A 20,686-nucleotide genomic window follows, 5' to 3' on the forward strand; every position below is an offset into this window, starting at 1 on the left:
CGTCTATGGGGAACCACCTGGCTTCCTGGGCGGACGGATCGACCCGAGCCGCGATCGTCGACTTCGTCGAGCGGGTCACCACCACGGGCGGCCCGGACTTCGTCGAACCCACGGACCGGGTGGCCGTCTTCGACAACGACGGCACGCTCTGGTGTGAGAAGCCGATGCCCATCCAGCTCGACTTCACCGTCCGGCGCTTCGCCGAGATGGCGGCAGGCGATCCCGCCCTCCAGGAGATGCAACCCTGGAAGGCGGCCCACGAGCACGACCTCCAGTGGCTCGGTGCGGCGATGGTCAAGCACTATCACGGCGACGACGGCGACCTGAGACTGCTGATGGGCGCGGTCACCGAGGCGTTCGATTCCGTCACGGTCGAGAACTACGATGCTCGGGTCCGGGCATTCTTCGCCGGCACCGACCACCCCACGCTCAGCCGCCCATATCGGGGCTGTGGGTACGCGCCGATGGTCGAGCTCCTGCGCTACCTGGAGGCAAACGGCTTCGCGAACTACATCGCGTCGGGCGGCGATCGGGACTTCATGCGCCCGGTTGCGGGCGAGCTCTACGGGATTCCGCCGGAACGCATCATCGGCAGCGCCCTGGGCCTCTCGTACCGGGAGGGAGCGGAGGCGACGGACCTGCTCTACAAGGGCGCGATGGACTTCTTCGACGACGGACCGGAGAAACCGATCCGGATCTGGAGCCGGATCGGACGACGGCCGATTCTGTCGGTCGGCAACTCCAACGGCGACCTGCCGATGCTCGCCTTCTCCGGGCAGCCCGACCGCCCGTCCCTGCGGGCGTTGATCCTGCACGACGACGCCGACCGCGAGTTCGACTACGTCGCCGGAGCCGAGCAGGCCCTCGATCACGCACGAGAAAAGAACTGGACCGTGGTGAGCATGAAGAACGACTGGACGAACGTCTTCTCGTCGGCCGTCACCTGATCAGGCAGTAGGAAAGGCTTCGTTGGAAACCCAGATCGTCTCCGAGGTCCGGCGCATCCCCGCCCAGACCTTCACCATGGGCTCGGATCGGCACTACCAGGAGGAAGGTCCTGCGCATCGCGTCGCGGTAGACGTCTTCGCCATCGAGACCCACCCGGTCACCAACGCGCAGTTCGCGCATTTCACGCGGGACACCGGCTACGTCACGGTCGCCGAACGCCCGCTCGATCCCGCCGAGTTCCCCGGGGCTCCCGCCGAGAACCTGCAACCGGGCTCGATGGTGTTCACGCCCACTCCGGGTCCCGTCGACCTCCGCCACCTGAGCCAGTGGTGGACCTGGACGGTCGGTGCGTCGTGGCAGCACCCGATGGGCCCCGTGTCGTCGACGGCCGGCCTGGAACAGCATCCCGTGGTCCATGTCGCGCACGAGGACGCGGAAGCGTACGCACGGTGGGCGGGCCGGTCGCTGCCCACCGAAGCGCAATGGGAGGCCGCGGCTCGGGGCGGCCTCGACGGCGCCGATTTCACCTGGGGCGACGACCCCGAATCCGAGTCCCGCCCGCTGGCCAACTACTGGCACGGGGACTTCCCGTGGCGTGCCGAGGCGGGCTACGGCACCACCACCGCCGTCGGAGGCTTTCCGCCGAACGAGTACGGCCTGCGCGACATGGCGGGCAATGTCTGGGAATGGACCGCGGACTGGTACTCGGACCGACACCCCGACACGACGGAGTCGTGCTGCGCACCTCGCAACCCGCGCGGGCCCGGCCGCTCGGAGAGCTTCGACCCCCGCCAGCCGCAGTTCCTGGTTCCCCGCAAGGTGATCAAGGGCGGCTCGTTCCTGTGCGCGGACAGCTACTGCCGACGGTATCGGCCCGCGGCCAGGAGGCCGCAGATGATCGACACCGGGATGAGTCACATCGGGTTCCGCTGCGTCGCGGACGTTCCTGGCTCATAGCAGGACCACCACCGCGAGCAGCGCGAGCACCGTCACGACACTCGAGGTGGCGATCGCGGCAAAGGTCGCCGGGGCGAATTCCCCCGACTCGATCTGCCTGCTGATGGCCCGGTAGCGCATGGTGCCGTACGCGGACACCAGCAGTCCGGCGCCGATCAGGATGAACCCGGCGGCGACGGCGTGGCCGCCGCGGTTCGGGGCAAACTTCGCGACCGCGACACCGAGCGCGGCGACGCTGATACCGGTGCGATGCCACGCGAGATAGGTCCGCTCGTTCGCGAGATGGTCGCGAGCGGTGCTGCCGGTATTCGGCTGGGTTGGGCCGAACAGGTTGCGGCTCATGCCTAGCTGTAGAGATTCGACGGCTGCTTGGTGACCTCCTCGATATCGGCCGCGGTGGCCTCGATCAATTGGTGGGACAGGTCTGCCAGTGCACGCGCGGTCGCCAGCTCGTCGCCGATCGCCGGTACGTCGGCGTCCTCCGGGTTGAGCCTGGCCAGCCCGACACCGACCATCTCAGGCTTCTCGCCCGCGCTCAGCCGTGCCTTGGCCCGCGTTCGGCCGTCGTGCTCGTCGATGACGACGCCCACCGACCACTGCTTCACGTCCATCATGCTCACCTCCTCGAGTCACACCTCAACCATTGCAGGCGCGCGGCCACCCGTCGAGAGCGCGAGAGCATCGGCCCCTCACCCGAGCGCCCCCGCCGCAAGCGCCGCCTTCCAGCCGCCGTACTCGCTGATGTCCCGGCCGCGGGCCGCCGCGGCGTGATCGCACCCGAATCCGGTCCCCCAGCTCCCGTCGTCGAACTCGACGGCGCCGAGCTGCATCGGTGTCGGCAGCTCGGCGAGGAAGTCCCCGAGTGCGGCCGGGGAGAGTAGCCACTTCTCCCCCGCGATCGACACCCCGCCGTCGGCCACCCGGATCAGTCCGGGCTTGCGGGGCACGGTGTCCAGGGCCGTGAGCCGGTAGTTCGGCGCGGTCCACACGGGCCCGAGCCAGCGGGCGCCCAGCGTGGTGAGCTGGTGCTCGAGCGGTTGGCCGAGCAGGTGGGCGCCGAACACCGCCAGTTCGACCGACGGAGCCGCCGCTGCGGACCACCCCTCGACCACCGAGCCGGTCACCATCCCCGCGATGTCCGCCGCGACCGCGTCCTCGAAGGCACGCGCGAGCACGGTCACCCCGAAGTGTGCGGGTCCCGCGGTCCCTGCGGGTACCGCCACCGCGCACAGATCGAAGAGGTTGCAGAAGTTGGTGTAGGTCCCCATCCGGGAGTTCACCCCGATCGGGTCGGCCGCGACCTCGGCGATGGTCGGGTGCTCAGGAGCGGTGGGGATCAGCAGGGCGTCGATGCCCTCCAACCGCGCCATCGCCGTGGCGCGCAGCTGCTGCAGGCGGCTCCGGTCGGCGATCAGTCGATGCGCCTCGATCCCGCCCGCAGGCGAGACGATCGCCCGGACGGTGGGATCGACGGCGCCGGGCCGCGAATCCACGAACGCCCCGACGGCCGCGTACCTCTCCGCCACCAGCGCCCCGTCGTAGAGGAGCCTGGCTGCGGCCAGGAACGGGTCGAGATCGATCTCCACGATCTCGGCGCCGGATTCGGCCAGCGCGCGGACCGCCGCGCCGAACGCCGCCGCCCAGTCGGCGTCGAGGCCAGGCAGCTCGCGCGGCACGGCCACCCGCGGCCGCGGCGGCGCGGCCAGCCGGACGTCCGCCGGCCAGGCTCGGCCAGGCGCGCCCGCGGCGAGCACGGCCATCGCCCGCGACGCACCGTGCAGGTCGGGTGCGAAGATCGTCACGCAGTCGTAGGACGCGCACGCGGGCACGACGCCCTCGGCGGAGACGACCCCGTAGGTCGGTTTGATCCCGACGATCCCCTGCAGGCCTGCGGGCACCCGCCCCGATCCGGCGGTGTCGGTGCCCACCGCGAGGTCCACCAGGCCGAGCGCGACCGCCACGGCGGAGCCCGAGCTGGAGCCACCCGAGATGTACTCGGGGCGAAGGGAATCGCGCACCGCGCCGTACGGGCTCCTGGTGCCGACGAGGCCGGTCGCGAACTGGTCGAGGTTCGTCTTCCCGATCACCACCGCGCCCGCCTCCCGCAGGGCGGCAACCGACTCGGCGTCCGACTCCGGTCGGAAGGCGAACTCCGGGCAGGCGGCCGTGGTCGGCATCCCCGCCACGTCGACGTTGTCCTTGACCGCCAGCACCGTGCCGCGCAACGGCGGCGTGTCGGCGCGCCGGTCCACCGCCTCCGCCTCCGCCAACGCCTCCGACTCGGGGCGCAGGTGAATCCAGATCTCCGGCCGGTCGGCCGCCTCGATCGCGCGATACGCCGCCCTGACCCGTTCCACCGCCGTCATGCGGCCACCTCCTTTGCCTCGGTCTTGGCGAACTCCCCCGCCGCGGACCAGGCCTCGCGTTCGGCCCCGAACGCCCGCGCCTGGGTGGCGCGGAACGAGTCGATCGACTCGGAGTTGTCCGCGAGGAACCGGTCGTGCTCGGCGAGCGAGAAGCTGCCGTCGACGATCTGGACCCCGCCCGCTCCGCCTGCGGCCGTCTCGGCTCGCAACTCCAACAGCTCGTCGGGTTCGACGGGGTACCAACTGATCCGGTCGAAGAACCGCAGCAGCCAGGGGGTGCCTTCCTCGAACGGCCCCGACTGCTGGGGGTGCCGGTGATTCCACACCTGCGTGGTGCGACCGACGAACTGGTAGCCGCCCGGACCCTCCATCCCGTAGATGCACAGGTAGGCGCCGCCGATCCCGACCGCGTTCTCCGGCGTCCAGGTCCTGGCCGGGTTGTACTTGGTGGTGACCAGCCGGTGCCTCGGGTCGAGCGGGGTGGCCACCGGCGCGCCGAGGTAGACATCGCCCAGCCCGAGGACCAGGTACTGCGCACCGAAGACGGTCTCGAAGACGTCGTTCACCGACTCCAGACCGTTCATCCGCCGGATGAACTCGATGTTCCACGGGCACCAGGGCGCGTCCGCCCGGACGCCGTGCATGTACCGCTTGATGGCCTCGCGGGTGGAGGGGTCGTCCCAGGACAGGGGCATCCGGACCTCGCGGCTGGGCACCACCAGTTCGGAGGCGTCGGGGAGCTGGTCCTCGGCCTCCGCGAGCAGGCCCATCAGTTTCGGGACCGGCAGCACGTCGGGGTCTACGCGGACCTGGAGCGACCGGATGCCGGGGGTCAGGTCGAGCAGGCCCGCCGGCTTCTCCGCCTCGAGCCGCTGGTGCAGGGCGTGTGCCCGCGCGCGCAGGGCCAGATCCAGGCTCATGTCGCCGTACTCGACGAGCACGTTGTCGTTGCCGGAGCGCCGGTAGGTGACCTGGGTGGCCCCGTCCCGCCTGGCGATCACCCCGTCGTCGCCGTCGCCGCCCCGCCCGAAGACCGTCGACAGGCTGGCCCGGCGCCCCAGTCCCAGTTCGCTTCTCGACGCGGCGTGGGCCGCGCGGATGGGGACGAACCGGATGGTGTCCCCCGGGCTGAGCTGGCCGAGCTTCCATCGTTCCGCGGCCACCACGGTGACCGGGCAGACGAATCCGCCGAGGCTGGGGCCGTCGGGCCCGAGCAGGATGGGGGTGTCGCCGGTGAAATCGAGCGCCCCGACAGAGTAGGCGTTGTCGTGGATGTTGGACGGATGCAGTCCCGCCTCGCCGCCGTCGGTGCGCGCCCAGTCCGGCTTCGGCCCGATCAGCCGGACGCCGGTGCGATCCGAGTTGAAATGCACCTCGTAGTCGGTGGCCAGCAGGGTGTCGATGTCCTCCCTGGTGAAGAACTCCGGCGCCCCGTGCGGCCCCTCGGTGACCGCGATCTCCCAGTGGCCACCGATGACCGGCCGGTGCTCCATCGGAACAGGTTGGGCGGCAGCCGGGTTCGACGAACCGCCACCGGCGACGAGCACGTCGCCCTCGCGCAGGGTCCGGCCCTCGTGGCCGCCGAACCGCCCCAGAGTGAAGGTGGAAGCGCTGCCGAGGTAGTCCGGCACGGTCAGTCCGCCTCGGACCAGGACGTAGATCCGCAGGCCGGGACCACTGACCGCGCCCACGTCGAGGACGCCGCCCGCGGGCACCGCGACCGCCTGCCACGACGGGACGGGCCGCCCATCGACCGTGACGACCGTCGGCGCGCCGGTCACGCAGACCGTCGTCGCCTCCGCGAACCGCAGGGCGGGGCCCGCCATGGTGCACTCGAGGCCGGGTGCACCCTCGTCGTTGCCGAGCGCGACGTTCCCGAGCCGGAAGGACAGGTCGTCCATCGGCCCCGACGGCGGCACCCCGATCTGCCAGTAGCCCACCCGACCGGGCCAGTCCTGCACGGCCGTCAGCATTCCCGGCCGCTGGACGGTGACGGCGTTCATCGGTTGTCCCCGGTCGGCCGGGTGACGATCATCCGGACCTCGGTCGGGTCGAAGCCGTTGCAGGGGTTGTTGATCTGCGGGCAGTTCGAGACCAGCACCAGGGTGTCCACCTCGGCCCGCAGCGCCAGCCGCTTGCCGGGCGCGGACAGCCCGTCGACGATCCCGAGGGTTCCGTCGGCGTCGACCGGCACGTTCATGAAGAAGTTGATGTTGGAGACCAGATCGCGTTTCCCCAGGCCCCATTTCGCGCCCTCGGCCAGGAAGTTCTCCACGCAGGCGTGCTGATGCTTGGTGTGATGGCCATAACGCAGCGTGTTCGATTCCTGCGAGCAGGCGCCGCCGACGGTGTCGTGATTGCCGACCTCGTCCGCGACGATCGTCATGAGCGCGCTCGAATCGTCGGCCCGCAGCACGCTTCCCGTGGTGAGGAAGAGGTTGCGTTGCGCGGCAACGGTCGCCGCGGCCGAGTACCGGACGGCGTGGTCGTCGGCCGCGTAGAAGAGGCTGTCGACGGCCTGGTTTCCGTGCAGGTCGACGATGGTCAGCACGTCGCCTGCGCGAACGATCGCCGACCACGGTCCGCGGGCACCGACGGCCTCGTCGAGGACGACGGCGCCGGGGACGAGGTTGTCGAGGGTGGAGGTCATTTCGCGTCCTTTCCGAACTGTGCGGCGGCCCAGGCGTCTTCGCTGTTGAGGACCGCCCGCCGGTACTCGGGGTCCTCGTTGGGCAGCGTGGCGAGATCGGCCGCCGCCTCCCAAGCGAGCACCTCGAGGGAGGTGGTCGGGTACATCGGCGCCGGGTCGAGCGGGTGCGCGGTGTTCGCGATGAGCATGATCACCGGCAGGTGGATCAGCAGCTCGAGTTCGGCTCCGGCCTCGGCATTCCCGGTGCTGGTCAGGGCGCCGCCTGCCTCGACCCGGACGCCGTGGAAGAAGCTCAGTGTCGGTGGCAGGTCGCGAGGAGTCAGGCCGTGCTTGGCGGCGGCGAGGGTCAGCAGCTCCCGGCCCGCCGGGGCGCCCGAGTGCGCGGCGCCCTCTCCGTACCGCGCGAGGTTGTCGGCCAGGCTGCTGGTGCCGCAGAAGGCGTCGTGCCGCCCCGAGGTGTCGGCGACGATCGTGGCCAGGACCCGTCCCTGATCGGAGAGCAGCGGATGCCCGGTACCGAGGTAGGCCTGCCAGGGCACCTTCACCGTGTCGGCCGCGTTGAGCCGTTCCCATGGCGCGTCGGCGCGGTAGAGCAGCACGTTCGCGCAGGCCGCGCCGTCGAGGTCGCGCAGCCGCAGCCTGGTGCCGCGGGCCAGCACCTTCGAGGTGTAGCGGCCACCCGGTACGGTCTCCGCCCAGGTCAGGCGTTCGGCGGGCACACCATCCGGCGGGCTGGGCCACCGGGATGCCGGCAGCACAGGCATCGAATCGGTGATCTCGCCCGCCTGTGCGCGGGCGTGCGCACGGGCAGCGGTCGTGGTGTTGGTTGCGGTCACTGTCAGGCTCCGATCGTGACGGGGTTCGGGACGGTCTTGCCGCGCGGGTAGCAGAGGGCTCCGATGAGCACCACCGCCGCGACCGTGAGCGGTGCGGCCAATTGCAGGAGGGGGAATTCGCCTGTCGGGTTGAAGATCTCGGCGCGCGGCCAGGACAGGTTGACGACCATGAGCGCGCCGTAGAGGACCGCCGCGATGTTGACGGGGATCCCGAACTTCCCGAGCGAGAACAGCGGGCGGCCCTCCGCGTCCACCTGCGGCCCGCCGGTCGGCCAGCCGCTGAGCCTGCGCACCAGCAACGGCACGGTCACCATCAGGTAGGCCAGGTAGATCAGCACGATGCACACGCTCGAGAGGGTGGTGAAGATCGCGGAGTTGCCGACGTTGACGGCCAGCACGGCCACGCAGAGCAGGCCGATCAGGACGGAGGGCGCGATCGGGGTCCCCGTGCGGGGGTTGACCCGGGACAGCACCGACGAGGCGGGCAGTCGGCCGTCGCGGGCCATCGAGAACATCAGCCGCGAGGCCGCGGTCTGGATGGCGAGGGTGCACACGAACACCGCGATCGCGACGTCGATCAGCAGCAGCGTCCCCCATGGCGAGGAGAGGATCGAGGTCAGCACGTACGGCAGCCCCTCGGTGGCGAGGCGGCCGTCGGTCAGGCTCGGCGCCGCCATCAGCGCGCCGACGATCATCAGGCCGCCGCCGATGGCGGAGACCGAGAGCGCGAGGCGGATGGTGCGGGGCGCGACCCGGCGAGGGTTACGGGTCTCCTCCGCGAGCTCGCCCGCGGAGCCGAACCCGACCATCACGTAGGCGGCCATCAGCCCGGAGACGATCCAGGCCCAGATGTACCCCGGCTGGGTGCCCGCCTCGCCCGTGTCGAACACGACGTCGGGTCCGCGCTGGGCGTGGGTGAAGAACATCCCGACCACGGCGATCACGCCGATGATCTCGCAGGTGACACCGATGTTGTTGATCCGCGACATCCAGTTGACGCCGATGCAGTTGATGGTGGTGGTCAGCACAAGCAGCACGGACCCCAGCAGGACCGCGTTCGCGGCGCCGCTCGGCGAGGTCAGGGCGCTGTCCTCGCCGACGATCTGGAATCCGCTCCACACCGTCGGCAGCACGACCTGGAGCGCGATGGCCGCGGCGGAGGCCGTGACGATCTGGGCCAGGATCATGAACCAGCCCGCGAACCACCCGACGAGCTCGCCTCCCATTCGCCGCGACCACTGGTAGATCGCGCCGGAGATCGGGTAGCGGGCGGCGAGTTCGGCGAAGCAGAGGGCCACCATGAACTGGCCGATGAACACGCACGGCCAGGTCCAGAAGAACGCGGGTCCGGCGAAGCTGAAACCGAGGCCGAACAGCTGAAAGATCGTGGTCAGGATCGAGACGAAGGAGAAGCCGGCCGCGAAGGAGGCGAATTTGCCCAGCGACCGGTGCAGCTGTTGTTCGTACCCGAATTCCGCCAGGTCGTCGTGGTCCTGGGACTGAGATGCGACGGTCGTCATGGGCTCTCCTGCGAGGCGGGCGGCGGAGTATCTGTCAGTTGATAGTTTTCCGTTCCACCAGTGCGCATGGGTGTCCCGCACGTTTCGAGGTTCGGGCTTTCCGTTGCGTCTCAATGTCATTCGTTACGCAGACATTGCGAACTGCTCACCGCCGCCGCCTGCGGCGTCGGAACACCGAGTCCTGGAAGGATGTGCCCATGAGAGCCGTGCAGAACAAGGACGGTGGCGCCGGACCCGCCGCCCCACTGGTCGTTCGTGACCCGGCGATGCGCCGGGCAGGCGAGCTGCTGCGCGGGCCCGCGCTGATCTGTTCCCCCGAGAGCACCGTGCGCGAGGCGGCCGAGCTGATGACCCGGGAGGGCAAGCGCTATGTCATCGTCCCGCTGACCGGGGGCTCGCACGGGATCTTCACCGACGGTGATCTGCGGCGGCGGGTGGTGGCAGCCGGGCTCGGCACCCACACCCCGGTCTCGGCCGTGATGACCGCACCAGCACGCACCGTTCCCGCGGACCGTCTCGGCGCGGATGTCCTGATGGACATGCTCGAGCGGGGGGTGCGGCACATGCCGGTGCTGTCCGAGACGGGTGCACTGCTCGGCGTCCTCGAGGACGGCGACCTGCTGGCCACCGCGACCCGCAGCGGGTTCCTACTCCGCGCCGCCGTGGCCAGGGCCGCAACCCCGGATGCGTTGATCGCGGCGACCGCCCAGGTGCCCGAGCTGGTGCTCGGCCTCTGGCGGGCACGGGTCGCACCGCTGGACGTCTCCGCGATCCTCTCGGTGATCGTGGACGCCGCCGCCGCGCGGGCCCTGCACCTGGAGACCCGGACCGCGCGGTCCGGACGGACACCGTTCACCTGGCTCTCGCTCGGCAGCGTCGCCCGCCGCGAGGCGATGCCCGGCTCCGATGTCGACAGCGCCCTGGTGTGGGCGGACGACGACCAGCGGCCGGACACCGACACGGAACTGATGGCCACCGCCGCGCGGGTGCACCGCCTGCTCGACCGGTGCGGCTTCCCGTCCGACGAGAAGGGGGCCACCGCCGCGCGACCGCGTTTCGCGCGGTCCGCCGGGGCCTGGATGCAGGCCGCGGACCAGTGGATCGCGGACCCGTACGAGGACAAGGGCGTCCTGATGATCTCCCTGCTCACCGACAGCCGGGTCACCCGGGGAGACGACGGCCTCGACCTGTCCGCGCAGGTCTCGGCCAGGACCAGGGCGACACCCTCGGCGACGAAGCTCCTGCTCCGCGAGGCGGTCGAGGAGAAGGTCCGCATCCACTCGCTGCGCCAGGTCCTCACCCGACGGACCGACTCGGTGAACCTGAAGTCGCAGGGGGTGATGCCGATCGTCAACATCGCGCGCTGGGCGGGCCTGGCCGCCGGGCTGGGCGCGGAATCGACCCCCGCGCGCCTACAGGCCGCGGCGGACACCGGGCTCCTACCGGACGACGACGCCCGGATCCTGGCGGAGTCCTTCGACGTCCTGCAACAGATCCGGCTGCGCCACCAGTGCGAGCAGCTCGAACAGGGGCTACCGGTCACCGACGAGCTCACCATCGCCTCGCTCACCCCGCTCTACCGCAGCCTGCTCGCGAACGCAGTCCGCGAGATCGCGGGCGTGCAACGCAAACTCGCCTACGCGGGCCCGGGCGCGTGAACGCCTCGGAGCGCTGGCCGACGCTGTTCACCCGGCTCGACGAGCGGCAGACGCGCGCGGTCGACCAGACCGTCGCCGCCGAAGGCCTCGAGGGCTGGGAGCCACGCCCGGACCAGATCGCGGACCTCGTCGCGGTGTTGCTCCGGGAGCTCACCGTCGGCAGCTATCTGGTGAACTGTCGCGCCGAGGCCGACACCTTCCGCGTCGCGGTGCCGCCGCGTCGACGGTTGTTCGTGCGGCGTCACCCGTACCTGGTTCCCGGAACCCGGGTGCTGCGGAACAACTTCGACTACCGGGACGGCGCCGCGCTGCGTTCGATCGAGTTCACCGCGACCGCCGTCCGCATCCTCCAGGTGCATGACCGACGTCCCGATGTCGGCTCCGGCTTCGACGCCACCCACCTGTGCGAGCTGCACCAGCACGTGTTCGGCGACGTGTTCGCGTGGGCCGGGCAGACCCGGATCGTCGACATCACCAAGGGCGGCAACGAGTTCGCTCCGGTCCGCGCCATCGAGGACTACCTCGGCCTCGTCGCCGGGTACGTCGCCGACGCCGACTGGTCAACACCCGACCGGGGCGCGCTCGCCTTCACGCTCGCGCGGATCTACGCCACCCTCAACCACGCCCACCCGTTCCGCGAGGGCAACGGCCGGACCGCGACGCTGTTCCTGCACCAGTTGGCCGCGCAGACCCCGTTCCGGCTCGATCTGTCCGCGGTGAGCGTCCGCGATTGGACGGATGGCTCGCGGGACTCGGCGCCGTTCCGTCGCTCCGGTGAACCCTCCCCCCGGCCGCTGATCCCGATCTTCCACCGAGCACTGGTCGCGGATTCGCTTGCACCAAGCGAACCGCCCGACGAGCGCGGTACGGCCGACGCGAACGTCCCGATCCGGTATCCCCAGGACCAGGCAGAATGATGTGGTGACGACGTTGCGGATCATCGTGCCCGAGGATCTGATCATGGACGGGACAATCGATATCCCGCAGGTAGGCGACCACGTCGACTACGCGCTCCAGTTCTACCTCGCCGAACCGTGGATCCACCCAGAGACCTCTAATGACGTTGTGGCACTGGTCGAACCGCTCAGCGAAGGCAGATTGTCGGCGGCATGGACCGAACCATACGGTCGGGTCCACCCCGGGACGTACTCGTTGCGGCTTGGTGCCGGCGGTCCCCATGCCGCCAGACGCGCGGGAAGGGGGAAGCCCGATGGTTCCTCCGCCGGACGGCCCGTGGATCCGAGAGGCAGGCATCCTGGTGGACCTGGAAGTAGCAACGTCGCAATAGCTGACGCCTTCTGATACCGCAGGTCTAGCATCGGTTCCGGTCGGAGGGGTGTGCGGACCTGAACGGGGGGGGCGTTGTGCGGTGGTTGCTGTCGATACTCGCGGTGGTGGGTCTGACGGGAGCGCTGCCGTTGTTCACTCCTGGCGTGGCTTCTGCCTGCTCGTGCGCCTACGCGCCCGACGGTCCTCACATCGTCGAGCAGGTCTCGCATGCTGCGTCAGTCTTCACCGGGACTGCGACGTCTAAGCGTGCCGAAGACCAAACAGAGTTCTACGAGTTCAAGGTCCGTGAGGTGTTCGAGGGCGACGTCGGCGCTTCGACGGTGGTGTCGTCGAGTGTGCAGAGCGCGGCATGCGGGCGCGGCTTCGAGATCGGCACCGAATACCTCGTCTTCACGTCCACATACGAGACCAATGGCGCACCCTGGTCGGTCAACAGTTGCTCAGCCACAACCAATTCGAACAACGACCGGACCCGAGAAGCCGCGATGACCGTCTACGGGTCACCGCAGGCGCCAGATCCGCAAACGGACCCAGTCGGTGTCGATGACATTGGCGCGCCGGCGTGGTGGGGATTTGCTCTCGGCGGCGTTGCTGTCCTGGTCATGGCTGCCCTGGTGTGTCTGCGGTGGCGGTCTTAACCGCGGACCGAGGCAAACAGTTCGCGGTCAGCTCCTCACGGGAAGCTGCAAGAAGTCGCAGGTCACACCCTTGTAGGGGCGTCTGTCCACGAAGGTGAAGCCGACCTTCTCGAGTACCCGCACGCTCGCTTGGTTTCCGACCTCGACGTACGCACAGAGGCTGCTTGAAGCCGGATCGGTGGGCGGATGTTCGACGTGCCAGCGAACCAAGGCCTCGGCGATCTCAGTCGCGAGGCCACGGTTCCACTGGTCTGGACGCAAGGCGTACGCCAACTCGCGGCCGGCATCGCTCTCGCCGAAGCCGGCCCGGCCGATCATGCCTCCGTCGTTGCCCTCCACGCGCCATTTGGTCCAGCCTCGTTGGCCTTGTTCGCTGCGGTACTCGACGATCCTCGAGCGCGCCTCGTCCATAGTTTCGGGACGCCCGTGGCCGATGAACCGCATTGTGACCGGGTCTGCATGCAGCTCGGCCAGATCCTGAAGGTCTGATGGGAGCCAGGTGGTCAGCCTCACTCGCTCGGTACTCAGGATCGTCTGACGCCCCTCGTTCATTCCGCCCCCTCACTCTGCGCTGGAACCTACCGGGAGCGCCTAGCGGTAACCATGCTTCACGAGATGCCGGGCACCGGCGTTCATCGCCTCGGGGCTCGCGACGCTGAAGTCGAAGGCGTTGGCGAGGCAGTCGGTGATGTTGAAGGCCAGGCACACGGCCAGGGCGTCCTCGATCCGCTGAGGCGAAACGGATGCGGCCAGCGCGGCGCGAATGTCGTCCTCGTCGCCGTACCAAGCGTCGATGTGGCCGAGTGCGCGGCCACGCAGAACGGGCACTCGTTGACCTGTGAGACGAACGCCGCCATCAGCTCGCGATCACCGATCGACCACTCCGATGGTCCGCGCATCGCCTCGTGGGTGAGCGGTCCCCCGCCGTAGAAGTCGGGGCGGTACAGCGCCAGCTTGACCGCGTCGACCACCGGCTGGCGCGACACCAGCCGAATCAGCGCCAGCACGGCCTTGGTGCGCAGGCGGTGGCCCCGATCGAGGATGTCGAGCCTCATCGCGCGCCTCTTTCTCCCGTGGCGCCGGCCAGCGCCGCGAGCGCGCTGTTGTACTGCCGGCTCGCCTGGCCGACGGCGGCGCACACCACGATCTCGAAGACCTGGTCCTCGCTCAGACCCGCTGCCCGAACGGCCGCGATGTCCTCGTCGGTCACCCGGTACGCGTGATCCGCCACCTTCTCGATCAACGTACGCATCGGCTCGCCGAGGCCGGCTTGTCGAAGGCCGCTCGGCGCAACTCCGGCGGCGCCGTCCCGTCGCCGTCGATGACGCGGGCAACGAGCGCGCGGTGCAGCTGGGTTATGTCGGACATGGTTGGAGTCTCCTCCCGGGTGTGGTCCCCGTTCTCAACGTAGACGCAGAGATTTCAGCTGTACATCGTCTATATGGGTACGACGACTCGGCCGCACGCTCGATACGACAACCGGGGGGCGAATGCCTGACAGGATGGAAGCCGTGACCAACGCCGGCCCCGGACGACCCCGCCTGACGAAACAGCGCCGACCCGGCCCCACCGCACAGGCAGAGATCCTCGACGCCGCGGCGGAACTGTTCACCACCAAGGGCTTTGCCTCCACCTCCACGCGGCAGATCGCCGAGATGGTCGGGATGCGGCAGGCGTCGCTGTACCACCACTTCGCCACCAAGGACGACATCCTGGCGGCACTGCTCGAGCAGACGGTGACCGCCCCGCTGGAGCTGGCCAACCGGCTCGCGGCGACGACGGAGCCCGCGGCGGTGCGGTTGTACGCGTTGCTCCTGTTCGACAGCGGCCAGTTGATGGCGGGCCGGTGGAACCTCGGCGCCCTGTACCTGCTGCCCGAGCTGCGCACCGAGCGGTTCTCCCGGTTCCGGGAGGAACGCCAGCAGCTGCGCAGACGCTACCGCGAGTTCGCGACCGCGGTCCTCGCGGAGCTCGGAACCGACGACGAGTCCCGCGCGGGGCTGCCCTTCCGGATCGTGGAAACGGTGATCAACGAGCGCAGCGACGCAGAGGGCGGCGGCACCGGCGCAGGCGAGCAGTCGCCGGCATTGCTGGCCGAGGCCGGCCTGCGGGTGCTGGGCCGGCACGACGCCGAATCCCTTCGGGCCCAGGCCGAGCGGCTGCTGGCCACCACCCGGTCCACATGAGCACCGACTGCGCCTTCTGCGACGTGGTCGCCGACCCGTCCGGGGCCCACGTCGTGTTCGAGGACGCCGACACCCTCGCGTTCCTGGACCACCGCCCGGTGTTCAAGGGCCACGTGCTGCTGATGCCGCGGCTCCACGTCGCCACCCTGCCCGAGCTCCCAGCCGAGCTGGTCTCCCCGCTGTTCACGGTCGCGCAACGCCTTTCGGAGGCAATGGTCACCGGGCTGGGCGCGCAGGGCTCGTTCGTCGCGATGAACAACGTGGTCTCGCAGAGCGTTCCGCACCTGCACGTGCACATCGTGCCGCGCACCAAGGGCGACGGGCTGCGCGGCTTCTTCTGGCCCCGCACCCGCTACACCGACGACACAGAGGCCGCCGACCACGCCGCCCGCATCCGCGCCGCGTTGCGATTCCCCTAATCGCCACCAACCCCCTAGTTGTTCCCCCATTTCGAGGAACAACACTTCCGATTGGCGCGGCGCTGCTGTACCAATGACGTGTGGCGCCGCCGTGACCCCCGACCCCGGCGGCGCCACAACCCAGACGTTCCCTGGTGCCGTGAGACGATCAGGACACGAGCCGGCCGAACCCGACCACCGCGGAGTCGCTCGACCAGTCGAGAGTGTGCACGCGGATCCGGCCGAACTCGTTGCCACCCACCGTCGTTGCGGTGTCGCCGTCGACCGCGACCACGATATTGGTGTGCTGACCGACCCAGCTGCGGTTGTTGTAGAGCACCACGTCACCGACCGACGGACGGTAGCCACCGTCCACCAGCTCGAACCGCCCCTGCGATTCGTAGTACGCCTGCAGCGTGTAGACCCCGGGAATCCGCCAGTGACCGGAGTTCGGGTTCGACAGCGGCTGCTGGGCCTCCCGCATGATCCAGCTCACGAAATCCGCACACCAGGGTTCCTCGACGCCCTCGGCGTAGAAGGTCCCCGGCCGCTGGCTCCGGTGCTCCTCCTCGAGGAGCGTGACGACCCGCGCCTGCTCCGGCGACAACGCCGCCAGGTCGACCGCAGGGAAATGGCTGGTGTCCCAGGGCAGATAGCGGGTCGGTGCCGCCCAGAGCACCCCGACCACGACGACGGCGAGCGCGGCCAGGGCGGCAACGATCCAGACCATCGGGCGGCGCCGGCGGCGGGTCGACTCGGGAGCGGAGGTCACCTGATCAGTCTGCCAGCCCGGCGACCTCGTGGTCCGTGAGAACGGTCTGCGGAACGCGGCCCGCCTCGCGCGCGGTCCGCACCGCCCGGTAGAGGGGCCGTTCCTCCAGCCCGGCGCCGCGCGCCTCGGCGCGCAGCTGCCCGATCAGGACGGAGGCGACGGCCACCGCCGGGGCGAGTTCGCCCGAGTTCAGCGCATCGGCCAGCGAGCGCAGCCCGAGCAGGTCGAGTTCGCGACCGCCGTCGTCGGTGTACAGCGCCAGCGGGATCGAGACCAGCGCATTACCGTCGCCGATCCGGACGCCGACCTGACTGACCCGTGCGGCACGCACCACCACCTCCGCGCTCACCGCCCGGCTCGCGTCCACCGACCTGGTTCGCAGGCCGTTGCGGGCGTGGATCGTGGTGCCCGTCAACCAGATCCGCCGACGCATGGTCAGCAGCGCCGACACCGCGGTCGGCACCGCGATGATCGCGCCGACGAGCACGGCCAGGCCGGCCGACGCGAAGAAGCCGACGCCGACCGCGACCACGACGCCGAGCACGATCGCGAACAACGCGACCTTGCGCAGCCGGGGCGCGATCAGCGACGACGGAATGAGGTCGAGGGACACCGACCCGGCGGGGTCACCCGTCGGCAAGGATCGCCCCGACCTCGGTGACCACCTCGCCGAGCTGGACCTGGCGCTGGTCGCCCGTCGCGAGGTCCTTGACCCCGATCACGCCGTCCGCGATGTCCCGCTCGCCGAGCACGAGAGCGAGCCTGGCCCCCGAGCGATCCGCGGCCTTCATCGCACCCTTGACGCCGCGGCCGCCATAGGCCATGTCGACCCGGATCCCGGCCGCGCGCAACCGCGCCGCGATCACGACCATCTGTGCCTTCGCCTCGTCGCCGAGGGGAACCCCGAACACCTCGCAGCGCGCCGGGCTGCCGACGGTCTTACCCTCGGCAGCCAGCGCCAGCACGGTGCGGTCGACGCCGAGCCCGAAACCGATGCCCGACAGCGGTTGCCCGCCGAGCTGCTCCATCAGGCCGTCGTAGCGACCGCCACCGCCGATACCGGACTGGGCGCCGAGGCCGTCGTGCACGAACTCGAAGGTGGTCTTCGTGTAGTAGTCCAGGCCGCGCACCATCCGCGGGTTCACCACGTACGGGACGCCGAGCGCGTCCAGGTGCGCGAGCACCTCGTCGAAGTGCGCCTTGGCCTCCTCCGAGAGGTGGTCGAGCATCAGCGGGGCGCCTGCGGTCATCTCCTTGATGTGCGGACGCTTGTCGTCGAGCACGCGGAGCGGGTTGATCTCCGCGCGCCGACGGGTGTCCTCGTCCAGATCGAGGCCGAACAGGAACTCCTGCAACAGCTCCCGGTACTGGGGACGGCAGCTGTCGTCGCCGAGAGAGGTGATCTCGAGCCGGAAGCCCTCGAGGCCGAGGCTGCGGAAGCCGGCGTCCGCGATGGCGATCACCTCGGCGTCCAGCGCCGGGTCGTCGACACCGATCGCCTCGACACCCACCTGCTGCAGCTGCCGGTACCGGCCCGCCTGCGGTCGCTCGTAGCGGAAGAACGGCCCGGAGTAGCTGAGCTTGACCGGGAGCTGGCCGCGGTCGAGAGCGTGCTCGATCACCGCGCGCATCACTCCCGCGGTGCCCTCCGGTCGCAGCGTCACCGACCGGTCGCCACGATCGGCGAAGGTGTACATCTCCTTGCTGACCACATCGGTCGACTCGCCGACGCCGCGAGCGAACAGCCCGGTGTCCTCGAAGATCGGCAGCTCGATGTGGCCGTATCCCGCGAGCCGCGCGGCGCGGGTCAGTCCGTCGCGGACGGCGACGAACTCCGCGGACGCGGGCGGCACGTAGTCGGGAATGCCCTTGGGGGCGGAGAATGCGGTGTTACTGGGCTTGCTCACGGGTCTAGTCTCTCCTATCCGAAAACACGAGCCCCTACCTGGATCCGGCCAGTCCGACCAGGAACGGGTTGGACGCCCGTTCCTGTCCGATCGAGGTCGACCCGCCGTGACCCGGCAGCACCGCCGTCTCGTCGGCGAGCACCAGCAGCTTCGCCGCGATCGACCGGAGCAACTGCTCGTGATCACCGCCCGGCAGGTCGCTACGGCCGATGGACCCGGCGAACAGGGTGTCCCCGGTCAGCGCGATCTGCACCGGTCCGTCGTCGGTGTCCGCCATCGCCCGGAGCACCACCGACCCCTGCGTGTGGCCCGGGGTGTGATCCACGGTCAGCGACATCCCGGCCAGCTCGAGGACGTCGCCGTCGGCCAGCTCGATCACCTCCCGCGGCTCGTGGAACTCCGCGTCCCCCAGCATCGAGGCCAGCGCGGGCCCGGTCCCCCGCAGCGGGTCGCTGAGCATGTAGCGATCCTCCGGGTGGATGTAGGCGGGGATGCCGAACTTCTCGCAGACCGGTTCGACCGACCAGGTGTGGTCGAGGTGGCCGTGGGTGAGCAGCACCGCCGTCGGCGTCAGCGACGACTGCGTGAGGAACTCGAAAAGCGGCTCGGCCGCGTTCTGACCTGGATCGACGACGATGCACTCGCTCGCGCCGTCCTGGGCGAGGATGTAGCAGTTCGTCTGAAACGCTCCGGCCGGGAATCCGGTGACGAGCACGGCGATCGCTCCTAATGACGTGGGTGTCGGTCGGGGGGTGAGGACCGGATACAGCCTATGCGGCCTCTTCTCAGGATCAGATGGCAGACTCACTCAGCGACCAGACGAAGCCGTCTCGCGAGCCCGAGGCTCCGCCCTAGGAGAAGAGGTATGCAGCAGTGCCGACCAATGAGCAGCGACGCCAAGCCGCCAAGCGAAAGCTGGAACGGCAACTCGAGCATCGAGCCGAGCGGGCCCGCAAGCGCAAGCAGATGACCATCGGGGCCTCCGCCCTCGGGGTCGTACTCGTGGTCGCCGCGGGCGCCTTCATCTACTCCCTGACCAGTGACGAGGATGCCTCCGAGGCCTCGGACACCTCGACGTCCGCCGCGGACTCGCCGACTCCGGGTGTCATGCCTGCCGGCCGCTCCCAGGCGCTGCCCGCGACGGTCGACTGCGGCTACACGCCGGACGGCACGCCGCCGGCCAAGCCCGCGAACCTCCCCGCCGCAACCGGGGTGTCCGCGGCGGGCACCGTCGCGGTGAACCTCGACAGCGACCAGGGCCCGATCGGGCTCACGCTCGACCGCGCGAAGTCGCCCTGCACCGTCAACAGCATGGTCAGCCTCGTGCAGCAGGGCTACCTCAACGACACCCCGTGCCACCGCCTGAGCACCACCGGGCTGAAGATCTTGCAGTGCGGCGACCCGACCGGAATGGGTACCGGCGGCCCGGGCTACGGCTACGAGAACGAGTTCCCGACCGATCAGTACAACCCCGACGACCCAAACCTCGGCGAGCCCGTCACCTACCCGCGCGGCACCATCGCGATGGCGAACACCGGCCAGCCCGGCAGCAACGGCAGCCAGTTCTTCCTGGTCTACGACGACTCGCCGCTTCCCCCGATGTACACGGTGTTCGGCACCATCTCCGACGAGGGCCTGGCGACGATCGAGAAGGTCGCGGCGGCAGGCGACGACGGTTCGATGTCCGCGGGTGGCGGCAAGCCCAACCTCCCGATCAAGATCACGACCGCGAGCGTGGCGGCATGAGGGCCCTGGTGAACGTCCGGCGGGGCGTGCTGGCCGCGGCAGGCATCGGCCTGCTGCTGGCGTCGAGCGCCTGCTCGAGCGACGACAGCTCCTCGACCCCACCGACGACGCGCACGCTCGCCAGCCAGCAGAGCGCGGCGCCGGACCTGTCGAGATACCCGGCACTGCCCGCCCCGGCCGCGCCGGCCGCGGCGACCGTGTCCTGCACGTACGCGCCGGCGGGCCAGGCGTCCAAGCAGGTCCAACCGCCGAGCACCGACGGCGTCTCCACCGCGGGTACCGTCGGCGTCGCGATGGCGACCACGCAGGGCCCGATCGGCCTCACCATGGACCGCGCCGAGGCGCCGTGCACGGTGAACAGCTTCGTCAGCCTGACCGAGCAGGGCTACTTTGACGACACCCCCTGCCATCGGCTGGTGACCAGCCCGGGCCTGCAGGTGCTGCAGTGCGGCGATCCCTCGGGCGCCGGAAACGGCGGCCCCGGCTACCGGTTCGCCAACGAGTACCCGACCACGGCCTTCGCCGAGGGCGATCCGGCCGCCCAGGAGGGCATGCTCTACCCGCGCGGCACGATCGCGATGGCCAACTCGGGTCCCGGCGGCACCAACGGCAGCCAGTTCTTCCTGGTCTACGAGGACTCGGTGCTGCCCCCGCAGTACACCGTCTTCGGCACCATCTCCGATGAGGGCCTGGCCACCATCGAGAAGATCGCCGCCGATGGCGACGACGGCTCCATGTCCGCGGGCGGCGGCAAGCCGAACACCCCGGTTCAGATCGAGACCGCCAAGGTCAGCTAGGCGCTCCGCGCCCGTGC

24 protein-coding genes and 1 pseudogene are annotated in these 20,686 nt (G+C 69.9%); 9 read left to right on the forward strand and 16 right to left on the reverse strand.

Annotated features, from left to right (window positions below):
* Positions 1–5: 5 nt before the first annotated feature.
* Entirely contained in the window at positions 6–947 is a 942-nt protein-coding gene (locus C8K38_RS01645) for an HAD family hydrolase (protein ID WP_097209919.1), read from the forward strand.
* A 76-nt stretch (positions 948–1,023) separates the two neighbouring features.
* Complete coding sequence (locus tag C8K38_RS01650; RefSeq protein ID WP_245221324.1) at positions 1,024–1,905, forward strand: formylglycine-generating enzyme family protein; 882 nt, start codon at positions 1,024–1,026, stop codon at positions 1,903–1,905.
* On the opposite strand, the gene C8K38_RS01655 is transcribed toward C8K38_RS01650, so the two are convergent.
* The 7 genes from C8K38_RS01655 to C8K38_RS01685 form a co-directional block, all read right to left on the reverse strand.
* A complete protein-coding gene (locus tag C8K38_RS01655) occupies positions 1,900–2,247 on the reverse strand; it encodes a YidH family protein (protein WP_097209921.1) in 348 nt (115 codons plus the stop codon). The two genes, C8K38_RS01650 and C8K38_RS01655, sit on opposite strands and share 6 nt — an antisense overlap.
* A 2-nt stretch (positions 2,248–2,249) precedes the next feature.
* On the reverse strand, positions 2,250–2,516 hold the full coding sequence (locus C8K38_RS01660; protein WP_097209922.1) for a DUF1876 domain-containing protein: 267 nt from the start codon (positions 2,514–2,516) through the stop codon (positions 2,250–2,252).
* 78 nt (positions 2,517–2,594) lie between these two features.
* A complete protein-coding gene (atzF, locus tag C8K38_RS01665; protein WP_097209923.1) occupies positions 2,595–4,271 on the reverse strand; it encodes an allophanate hydrolase in 1,677 nt (558 codons plus the stop codon).
* Positions 4,268–6,274 (reverse strand): 5-oxoprolinase/urea amidolyase family protein, encoded by a 2,007-nt coding sequence (locus tag C8K38_RS01670; protein WP_097209924.1) that lies wholly within the window; start codon positions 6,272–6,274, stop codon positions 4,268–4,270. Before C8K38_RS01670 ends, atzF begins: the two co-directional genes overlap by 4 nt.
* Positions 6,271–6,921 carry an urea amidolyase associated protein UAAP2 gene (locus tag C8K38_RS01675; protein ID WP_097209925.1) on the reverse strand — a complete coding sequence of 217 codons (651 nt, stop codon included), beginning with the start codon at positions 6,919–6,921 and terminating at the stop codon, positions 6,271–6,273. Before C8K38_RS01675 ends, C8K38_RS01670 begins: the two co-directional genes overlap by 4 nt.
* The gene (locus C8K38_RS01680) at positions 6,918–7,757 is read right to left on the reverse strand and encodes an urea amidolyase associated protein UAAP1 (RefSeq protein WP_097209926.1); all 840 of its coding nucleotides are present in this window, start codon (positions 7,755–7,757) and stop codon (positions 6,918–6,920) included. Before C8K38_RS01680 ends, C8K38_RS01675 begins: the two co-directional genes overlap by 4 nt.
* Positions 7,758–7,759: 2 nt before the next feature.
* Entirely contained in the window at positions 7,760–9,277 is a 1,518-nt protein-coding gene (locus tag C8K38_RS01685; RefSeq protein ID WP_097209927.1) for an amino acid permease, read from the reverse strand.
* A 197-nt stretch (positions 9,278–9,474) separates the two neighbouring features.
* Between C8K38_RS01685 and C8K38_RS01690 the strand changes: the two genes are divergently transcribed.
* From C8K38_RS01690 to C8K38_RS01705, 3 genes are all read left to right on the forward strand, one after another.
* A complete protein-coding gene (locus tag C8K38_RS01690) occupies positions 9,475–10,935 on the forward strand; it encodes a putative nucleotidyltransferase substrate binding domain-containing protein (RefSeq protein WP_245220914.1) in 1,461 nt (486 codons plus the stop codon).
* Positions 10,932–11,852 (forward strand): Fic/DOC family protein, encoded by a 921-nt coding sequence (locus C8K38_RS01695; protein WP_257016991.1) that lies wholly within the window; start codon positions 10,932–10,934, stop codon positions 11,850–11,852. The genes C8K38_RS01690 and C8K38_RS01695 overlap by 4 nt, the downstream gene beginning before the upstream one ends.
* Before the next feature lie 477 nt (positions 11,853–12,329).
* Positions 12,330–12,863, forward strand: a complete 534-nt coding sequence (locus C8K38_RS01705; RefSeq protein WP_143548367.1) for a hypothetical protein — start codon at positions 12,330–12,332, stop codon at positions 12,861–12,863.
* Between the two features lie 27 nt (positions 12,864–12,890).
* Here the strand turns inward: C8K38_RS01705 and C8K38_RS01710 are convergent, their stop codons facing one another.
* The 5 genes and pseudogenes from C8K38_RS01710 to C8K38_RS27480 all read right to left on the reverse strand — a co-directional run bounded on the left by C8K38_RS01710 (position 12,891) and on the right by C8K38_RS27480 (position 14,231).
* Positions 12,891–13,415: a GNAT family N-acetyltransferase gene (locus C8K38_RS01710; RefSeq protein WP_097209929.1), complete on the reverse strand. Its 525-nt coding sequence runs from the start codon at positions 13,413–13,415 to the stop codon at positions 12,891–12,893.
* Between the two features lie 39 nt (positions 13,416–13,454).
* Complete coding sequence (locus tag C8K38_RS27470; protein WP_257017008.1) at positions 13,455–13,691, reverse strand: hypothetical protein; 237 nt, start codon at positions 13,689–13,691, stop codon at positions 13,455–13,457.
* Positions 13,682–13,918 (reverse strand): annotated as a pseudogene (locus C8K38_RS27965) (alkylhydroperoxidase AhpD family core domain-containing protein); the annotation flags it as partial. The gene C8K38_RS27470 and the pseudogene C8K38_RS27965, both read right to left, overlap by 10 nt.
* Entirely contained in the window at positions 13,915–14,115 is a 201-nt protein-coding gene (locus tag C8K38_RS27475; protein ID WP_257016992.1) for a hypothetical protein, read from the reverse strand. The pseudogene C8K38_RS27965 and the gene C8K38_RS27475, both read right to left, overlap by 4 nt.
* Positions 14,103–14,231, reverse strand: coding sequence for a hypothetical protein (locus C8K38_RS27480; protein ID WP_257016993.1), 129 nt, complete (start codon positions 14,229–14,231; stop codon positions 14,103–14,105). The genes C8K38_RS27475 and C8K38_RS27480 overlap by 13 nt, the downstream gene beginning before the upstream one ends.
* Before the next feature lie 134 nt (positions 14,232–14,365).
* Between C8K38_RS27480 and C8K38_RS01725 the strand changes: the two genes are divergently transcribed.
* Entirely contained in the window at positions 14,366–15,049 is a 684-nt protein-coding gene (locus C8K38_RS01725) for a TetR/AcrR family transcriptional regulator (RefSeq protein ID WP_179800422.1), read from the forward strand.
* Positions 15,046–15,468, forward strand: coding sequence for an HIT family protein (locus C8K38_RS01730; protein ID WP_097209930.1), 423 nt, complete (start codon positions 15,046–15,048; stop codon positions 15,466–15,468). The genes C8K38_RS01725 and C8K38_RS01730 overlap by 4 nt, the downstream gene beginning before the upstream one ends.
* 148 nt (positions 15,469–15,616) lie before the next feature.
* Here C8K38_RS01730 and C8K38_RS01735 read toward each other — a convergent pair whose 3' ends face one another.
* The 4 genes from C8K38_RS01735 to C8K38_RS01750 are packed head-to-tail and all read right to left on the reverse strand — an operon-like array spanning position 15,617 to position 18,841.
* Positions 15,617–16,177: a CHAP domain-containing protein gene (locus tag C8K38_RS01735; protein ID WP_097209931.1), complete on the reverse strand. Its 561-nt coding sequence runs from the start codon at positions 16,175–16,177 to the stop codon at positions 15,617–15,619.
* Positions 16,178–16,223: 46 nt separating this feature from the next.
* Positions 16,224–16,859, reverse strand: a complete 636-nt coding sequence (locus C8K38_RS01740) for a hypothetical protein (protein ID WP_097209932.1) — start codon at positions 16,857–16,859, stop codon at positions 16,224–16,226.
* Entirely contained in the window at positions 16,846–18,126 is a 1,281-nt protein-coding gene (gene hisS / locus C8K38_RS01745) for a histidine--tRNA ligase (RefSeq protein WP_097209933.1), read from the reverse strand. The genes C8K38_RS01740 and hisS overlap by 14 nt, the downstream gene beginning before the upstream one ends.
* A gap of 34 nt (positions 18,127–18,160) precedes the next feature.
* Complete coding sequence (locus C8K38_RS01750) at positions 18,161–18,841, reverse strand: MBL fold metallo-hydrolase (protein ID WP_097209934.1); 681 nt, start codon at positions 18,839–18,841, stop codon at positions 18,161–18,163.
* Between the two features lie 158 nt (positions 18,842–18,999).
* Here C8K38_RS01750 and C8K38_RS01755 point away from each other — a divergent pair, with 158 nt between their 5' ends.
* Together C8K38_RS01755 and C8K38_RS01760 are read left to right on the forward strand one after the other, a co-directional pair.
* The gene (locus C8K38_RS01755) at positions 19,000–19,872 is read left to right on the forward strand and encodes a peptidylprolyl isomerase (RefSeq protein WP_097209935.1); all 873 of its coding nucleotides are present in this window, start codon (positions 19,000–19,002) and stop codon (positions 19,870–19,872) included.
* On the forward strand, positions 19,869–20,669 hold the full coding sequence (locus C8K38_RS01760) for a peptidylprolyl isomerase (protein ID WP_097209936.1): 801 nt from the start codon (positions 19,869–19,871) through the stop codon (positions 20,667–20,669). The genes C8K38_RS01755 and C8K38_RS01760 overlap by 4 nt, the downstream gene beginning before the upstream one ends.
* Positions 20,670–20,686 lie beyond the last annotated feature (17 nt).

This window comes from Rhodococcus sp. OK611, assembly GCF_003050885.1.
In the GTDB taxonomy this organism is placed as follows: Bacteria; Actinomycetota; Actinomycetes; order Mycobacteriales; family Mycobacteriaceae; genus Rhodococcus_G; species Rhodococcus_G oryzae.

Excerpts from the sequence above, each read along its gene's own strand:
- C8K38_RS01645 (WP_097209919.1), top strand. The coding sequence starts at position 6 with ATGGGGAACCACCTGGCTTCCTGGGCGGACGGATCGACCCGAGCCGCG.
- C8K38_RS01650 (WP_245221324.1), top strand. The coding sequence starts at position 1,024 with ATGGGCTCGGATCGGCACTACCAGGAGGAAGGTCCTGCGCATCGCGTC.
- C8K38_RS01655 (WP_097209921.1), bottom strand. The coding sequence starts at position 2,247 with ATGAGCCGCAACCTGTTCGGCCCAACCCAGCCGAATACCGGCAGCACC.
- C8K38_RS01660 (WP_097209922.1), bottom strand. The coding sequence starts at position 2,516 with ATGGACGTGAAGCAGTGGTCGGTGGGCGTCGTCATCGACGAGCACGAC.
- atzF (WP_097209923.1), bottom strand. The coding sequence starts at position 4,271 with ATGACGGCGGTGGAACGGGTCAGGGCGGCGTATCGCGCGATCGAGGCG.
- C8K38_RS01670 (WP_097209924.1), bottom strand. The coding sequence starts at position 6,274 with ATGAACGCCGTCACCGTCCAGCGGCCGGGAATGCTGACGGCCGTGCAG.
- C8K38_RS01675 (WP_097209925.1), bottom strand. The coding sequence starts at position 6,921 with ATGACCTCCACCCTCGACAACCTCGTCCCCGGCGCCGTCGTCCTCGAC.
- C8K38_RS01685 (WP_097209927.1), bottom strand. The coding sequence starts at position 9,277 with ATGACGACCGTCGCATCTCAGTCCCAGGACCACGACGACCTGGCGGAA.
- C8K38_RS01690 (WP_245220914.1), top strand. The coding sequence starts at position 9,475 with ATGAGAGCCGTGCAGAACAAGGACGGTGGCGCCGGACCCGCCGCCCCA.
- C8K38_RS01710 (WP_097209929.1), bottom strand. The coding sequence starts at position 13,415 with ATGAACGAGGGGCGTCAGACGATCCTGAGTACCGAGCGAGTGAGGCTG.
- C8K38_RS27475 (WP_257016992.1), bottom strand. The coding sequence starts at position 14,115 with ATGCGTACGTTGATCGAGAAGGTGGCGGATCACGCGTACCGGGTGACC.
- C8K38_RS27480 (WP_257016993.1), bottom strand. The coding sequence starts at position 14,231 with ATGTCCGACATAACCCAGCTGCACCGCGCGCTCGTTGCCCGCGTCATC.
- C8K38_RS01725 (WP_179800422.1), top strand. The coding sequence starts at position 14,366 with ATGGAAGCCGTGACCAACGCCGGCCCCGGACGACCCCGCCTGACGAAA.
- C8K38_RS01730 (WP_097209930.1), top strand. The coding sequence starts at position 15,046 with ATGAGCACCGACTGCGCCTTCTGCGACGTGGTCGCCGACCCGTCCGGG.
- C8K38_RS01735 (WP_097209931.1), bottom strand. The coding sequence starts at position 16,177 with ATGGTCTGGATCGTTGCCGCCCTGGCCGCGCTCGCCGTCGTCGTGGTC.
- C8K38_RS01760 (WP_097209936.1), top strand. The coding sequence starts at position 19,869 with ATGAGGGCCCTGGTGAACGTCCGGCGGGGCGTGCTGGCCGCGGCAGGC.